We start from the raw sequence: 4,658 nt of genomic DNA on the forward strand, positions 1-4,658 counted from the left end.
CATCTACCCCGCCGAGATCGAGAACGTGCTGCTCGACGCGCCGGACGTCGGGGACGCCGCGGTCGTCGGGCAGGCGCATCCCGACCTCGGCGAGGTCCCGGTCGCTTTCGTCGTCCCGGCCGGGGACGGTATCGACGAGGAAGCGCTCCGGGCCCGCTGCCGCCAGGACCTCACGTGGTTCAAGGTGCCCGCCGCGATCCGGTTCACCGACGCGATCCCGCGCACCGGGTCGGGGAAGGTCAAGCGCTTCGAGCTGGCCCGCCTGCTCGACGAGCCGGACGCCGCCGAACCCGAACCGACCGAGCCCGACACCACCGAACGGAAGGTGCCCTCGTGAAGGTCGGCGACCTGGAGATCGTGCCCGTCGTGGACGGCACCGGACGCGAGAACGCCCGCGAGGTGCTCTCCGCCCCGGGCGGCGACCGCTGGGCGTGCCACCCGGAGCAGCTCGACGCCCACGGCGACCTCGTGCTCACCCTCGGCGGGTTCCTGCTGCGCACCGGGGACCGCACGGTGCTGATCGACGCCGGGGTCGGGCGGATCCACAACGACCACTACGACGGCGGCGGCTTCCTCGACGCGCTCGCCGCGACCGGGACCGCGTCGGAGGACGTCACCGACGTCGTCTTCACCCACCTGCACTTCGACCACGTCGGCTGGGCCACCAGCAAGGGCGAGGTGGTCTTCCCCCGCGCCACCTATCGCGTGCACGGGGCGGACTGGGCGCACTTCGTCGACGCCCCCGACGCCGACCCGGGCGCGGTCCGCAAGCTCGACCCGCTGCGCGAGCGGCTGGAGGTCTTCGACGCCGAGCACACCGTCGCGCCCGGCCTGGACGCCCGCCCGACGCCCGGCCACACCCCCGGCTCGACGAGCTACGTCGTCTCCAGCCGGGGGCAGCGGGCACTGCTCATCGGCGACGTCGCGCACTCGGTCGTCGAGCTCGCCGAGCCCGACTGGGAGGCCACCTTCGACGTCGACCCGGCCGCCGCGCAGGCGATGCGCAACCGGCTCGTCGACGAGCTCACCGACACCGACGACCTCGTCGCCGCCGCCCACTTCCCCGGCCTGGCCTTCGGCCGGGTCGTCACCTTCGGCGAGGGCCGCGCCTTCGTCGCCGTCTGACCCACCCGCCGTCCGACCCACCCGCATCAGGGAGCAACCATGGACCTCCAGCTCGCCGGCACCACGGTGCTCGTCACCGGCGCCGGGCAGGGCCTCGGGCGCGCCATCGGCGAGGCGTTCGCCGCCGAGGGCGCCCAGGTCGCGTTCGGCCACCACACCTCCGGCGACGGGGCCGAGCAGGCCGCCGAGGCCGCCCGCGCCGCGGGCGTCAAGGCGATCGCGGTCGCGGTCGACACCCGCGACGACGTCTCGGTGGCCCGCGCGCTCGACGCCGTCGAGTCCGAGCTCGGGCCGATCGGGGTGCTGGTGAACAACGCCGCGGTGACCAGCCGCGGCCGCTTCCTCGAGCGCGACGCCTCCGACTTCGCGGCCGAGATCGACGTGACCGTGACCGGCACGCTGCGCATCTCGCACGCCGTCGCGCAGCGGATGGCCGAGCACGGCGGCGGATCGATCGTCTCGCTGATGGGCGACTCCGGGCGGGTCGGCGAGTCCGGCCTGCTCGTCACCGCCACCGCCCGGTCCTCCACGCTCGGCCTCACGAAGTCGCTGGCCAAGGAGCTCGCGCGCCACGGCGTCCGCGCGAACGCGGTGTCCCTCGGCCTGGTGCAGACCGACAACTTCGCCGCCCACACCGGCGGCACCGAGGACGAACGCCTGAAGAAGATCACCGCGCTGTACCCGCTGCGCCGCCTCGGCCGTCCCGAGGACGTCACCCCGACGATCCTGCTGCTCGCCTCGCCGTGCTCGTCGTGGACGACGGGACAGGTGCTCTCGGTCAACGGCGGGTTCTCGATGCCCTGACCGGGGATGTCCTGACCGATCGACCGACGACGCCGGGAGGAGGCCGCCGATGACCACCACCACCGATCCGGGCGAGCGTGCCCGCGCGAGCGGCACTGCGGTGCGCCGCAAGGAGGACGCACGGCTGCTCACCGGGCACGGGCGCTTCGTCTCCGATCTGGTGCTGCCGCGGATGCGTCATGTCGCGTTCGTGCGCAGCCCCGTCGCCCATGCGCGGCTGACCGGGGTCGACACCGCCGAGGCGCTCGACGTCGAGGGCGTGCACGCGGTGTTCACCGGGGAGCACCCGGCGCTGGCCGGGGTGGCGCTGCGCGCGCAGTCGGCGCTGCCCGGCTACGTCGAGACCGAGCAGCCGCCGCTGGCCCGGGGGAAGGTGCGCTTCGCCGGGGAGGCCGTCGCCGCCGTCATCGCGGACGACCGCTACCGCGCCGAGGACGGGGCCGAGGCCGTCGTCGTCGACTACGACCCGCTGCGCCCCACGGTGTGCGCGTGGGCCGACCCGGTCGACCCGGTCCACGACGAGGCCCCCGACAACCTGCTGCTCTCGCGGACCTTCCGCGCCGGCGACGTCGAGGAGGCCCTCAGCTGGGCGGGCGTCGTCGTGGACCGGGAGCTGACCACCAACCGCCACGGCGGCAACCCCATCGAGTGCCGCGCCGGGGTGGCCCGCTTCGACGCGGCCGACGGCCGGCTCACCTTCTGGTCCGGGACCCAGGTGCCGCACCTGGTGCGCAACCAGCTCGCCGAACTGCTCGGCCTGCCCGAGGGCGACATCCGGGTCATCGCGCCCGACGTCGGCGGCGGGTTCGGGGTCAAGGCCGTGCTCTACCCCGAGGACGTCGCGCTGTGCCTGATGGCGATCGCGACGCCGGGCACCGCGCTGAAGTGGGTCGAGGACCGCGTCGAGCACCTCCTCTCCGCCACCCACGCCCGCGACCACCGCTACGTGGTGCGCGCCGGGTTCGCCGCCGACGGCGAGCTCCTCGCGGTCACCGCCGACGTCTGGTGCAACACCGGCGCGTACTCGGTCTACCCGTGGACCGCCGGGATCGAGCCGCTGATGGCGGGCGGGCTGCTCACCGGGCCGTACAAGCTGTCCCACTACCAGTGCACGGTGCGCGGCGTCGCGACCAACACCAGCCCGTCCGGGCCCTACCGCGGGGTCGCGCGGCCGTCCACGGTCTTCGCGATGGAGGCGCTGATGGACTCCGGCGCGCGGGCGCTGGGCATGGACCCGATCGCGCTGCGCCGCCGCAACCTCATCCTCCCCGCCGACGTCCCCTACAAGATGCCGTCGCGGCTGGTCGACGACTCCGGCGCATACGAGGCCTGCCTCGACCGGGCCGTCGAGGTGTTCGGCCTCGAGGCCTGGCGGGCCGAGCAGGCCCGGCGCCGCGACGAGGGCGGGCTTCCGCTGGGGATCGGCGTCGGCATCTACAACGAGCTCACCGGCCTCGGCCGCGCCGCCTCCGCCGGGCCCCGGATGCCGTTCCGGACCGGCCACGACGCCTGCACCGTGCGGGTCAACCCCGACGGCCGGGTCACGGTGTTCTCCGGCGTCACCTCCCAGGGCCAGGGGCTGGAGACCACGATGGCCCAGGTCGTCGCCGACGCCCTCGGCGTGGAGTACGACGCCGTCTCGGTCCGCTACGGCGACACCGACGAGTCGCTGTGGGGCTTCGGCGCGTTCTCCTCGCGCCAGGCGGTCATCGGCGGCGGCGCCGCGAACCTGGCCGGCGTCGACGTGCGGGAGAAGGTGCTCGCGCTCGCCGGGGCGCTCAAGGAGGTCGACGTCGCGGACCTCGACCTGCGCGCGGGCCAGGTCCACGTCCGCGGGCAGGAGAAGCCGGTGATCTCGCTGGCCGAGGTCGCGCGCGTGGCCTACCTGCAGTCCGACCGGCTGCCCGAGGGCTTCGAGCCCGGCCTCGAGGGCACCAAGTTCTACGACCCGATCCGCGGCGCGTTCGCCGCGGGCGCCCAGCTCGCGGCCCTCGAGTTCGACCCCGCCACCGGCGAGATCCACATCCTGTCCTGGGTCTGCGTCGAGGACGCCGGGACGATCGTGCACCCGGTGATCGTCGACGGGCAGATCGCCGGGTCGATCGCGCAGGGCATCGGCGGCGCGATGTACGAGCACCTCGTCTACGACGAGGAGGGCAACTTGTCGACCGGGACGCTGCTGGACTACCTGATGCCGACCTCCGGCGAGATCCCCGAGCTCACCATCGACCACGTCAGCACCCCGGCCCCGAACCCGACGGGGGTCCGCGGGGTCGGCGAGGGCGGCACCCTCGCCCCGAACGCCGTCGTCGCGGGCGCCGTGGCCGACGCCCTCGGCGTCGAGGTCGACGACCTGCCGGTCACGCCCGCCCGGGTGTGGGAGCTCGTGCACGGGAGTGAGGGCCGGTGAAGTGCGCACGCTTCGACTACCACCGCGCCGTCGACGTGGCCGACGCCGTCGCCACGCTGGCGGCGGCCGACGGCGAGGGGAAGATCCTGGCCGGCGGGCAGAGCCTGGTCCCGGTGATGGCGCTGCGGATGGCCGCACCCGAGGTGGTGGTCGACGTCAATCGCGTCCCCGGTCTCGACCGCCTCGAGGTGCGCGACGGGGTGCTCCATGCGGGTGCGCTGGTCCGCCACGCCGCCCTCGCCGACCAGACGCTCCACCCGCTCGCCGCCGAGGCCGCCGGCTGGATCGGGCACGCCGCGATCCGCAGCCGCGGCACCCT

At 74.5% G+C, this 4,658-nt stretch carries 5 protein-coding genes; all 5 read left to right on the forward strand.

All coding sequences use genetic code 11. From position 1 onward, the window contains the following. Nucleotides 1-337: AMP-binding enzyme (locus VGI02_RS17340; protein ID WP_414638305.1), on the forward strand; the 337-nt coding region annotated here is incomplete at its 5' end. Further along, nucleotides 334-1,125, forward strand: coding sequence for an MBL fold metallo-hydrolase (locus VGI02_RS17345; RefSeq protein ID WP_331629061.1), 792 nt, complete (start codon nucleotides 334-336; stop codon nucleotides 1,123-1,125). The genes VGI02_RS17340 and VGI02_RS17345, both read left to right, overlap by 4 nt. A 39-nt stretch (nucleotides 1,126-1,164) precedes the next feature. After that, a complete protein-coding gene (locus VGI02_RS17350; RefSeq protein WP_331629063.1) occupies nucleotides 1,165-1,929 on the forward strand; it encodes an SDR family NAD(P)-dependent oxidoreductase in 765 nt (254 codons plus the stop codon). A 49-nt stretch (nucleotides 1,930-1,978) separates the two neighbouring features. Next, nucleotides 1,979-4,339 carry a xanthine dehydrogenase family protein molybdopterin-binding subunit gene (locus tag VGI02_RS17355; RefSeq protein ID WP_331629065.1) on the forward strand — a complete coding sequence of 787 codons (2,361 nt, stop codon included), beginning with the start codon at nucleotides 1,979-1,981 and terminating at the stop codon, nucleotides 4,337-4,339. Next, nucleotides 4,336-4,658 (forward strand): FAD binding domain-containing protein (locus tag VGI02_RS17360; RefSeq protein WP_331629067.1); only part of this gene is annotated, 323 nt, incomplete at its 3' end. The genes VGI02_RS17355 and VGI02_RS17360, both read left to right, overlap by 4 nt.

The organism is Actinomycetospora sp., from assembly GCF_036497245.1.
Classification (GTDB): domain Bacteria; phylum Actinomycetota; class Actinomycetes; order Mycobacteriales; family Pseudonocardiaceae; genus Actinomycetospora.

What these genes read in the sequence shown, in the direction of transcription:
- VGI02_RS17350 (WP_331629063.1), top strand. Translation starts at nt 1,165, where the DNA reads ATGGACCTCCAGCTCGCCGGCACCACGGTGCTCGTCACCGGCGCCGGG.
- VGI02_RS17355 (WP_331629065.1), top strand. Translation starts at nt 1,979, where the DNA reads ATGACCACCACCACCGATCCGGGCGAGCGTGCCCGCGCGAGCGGCACT.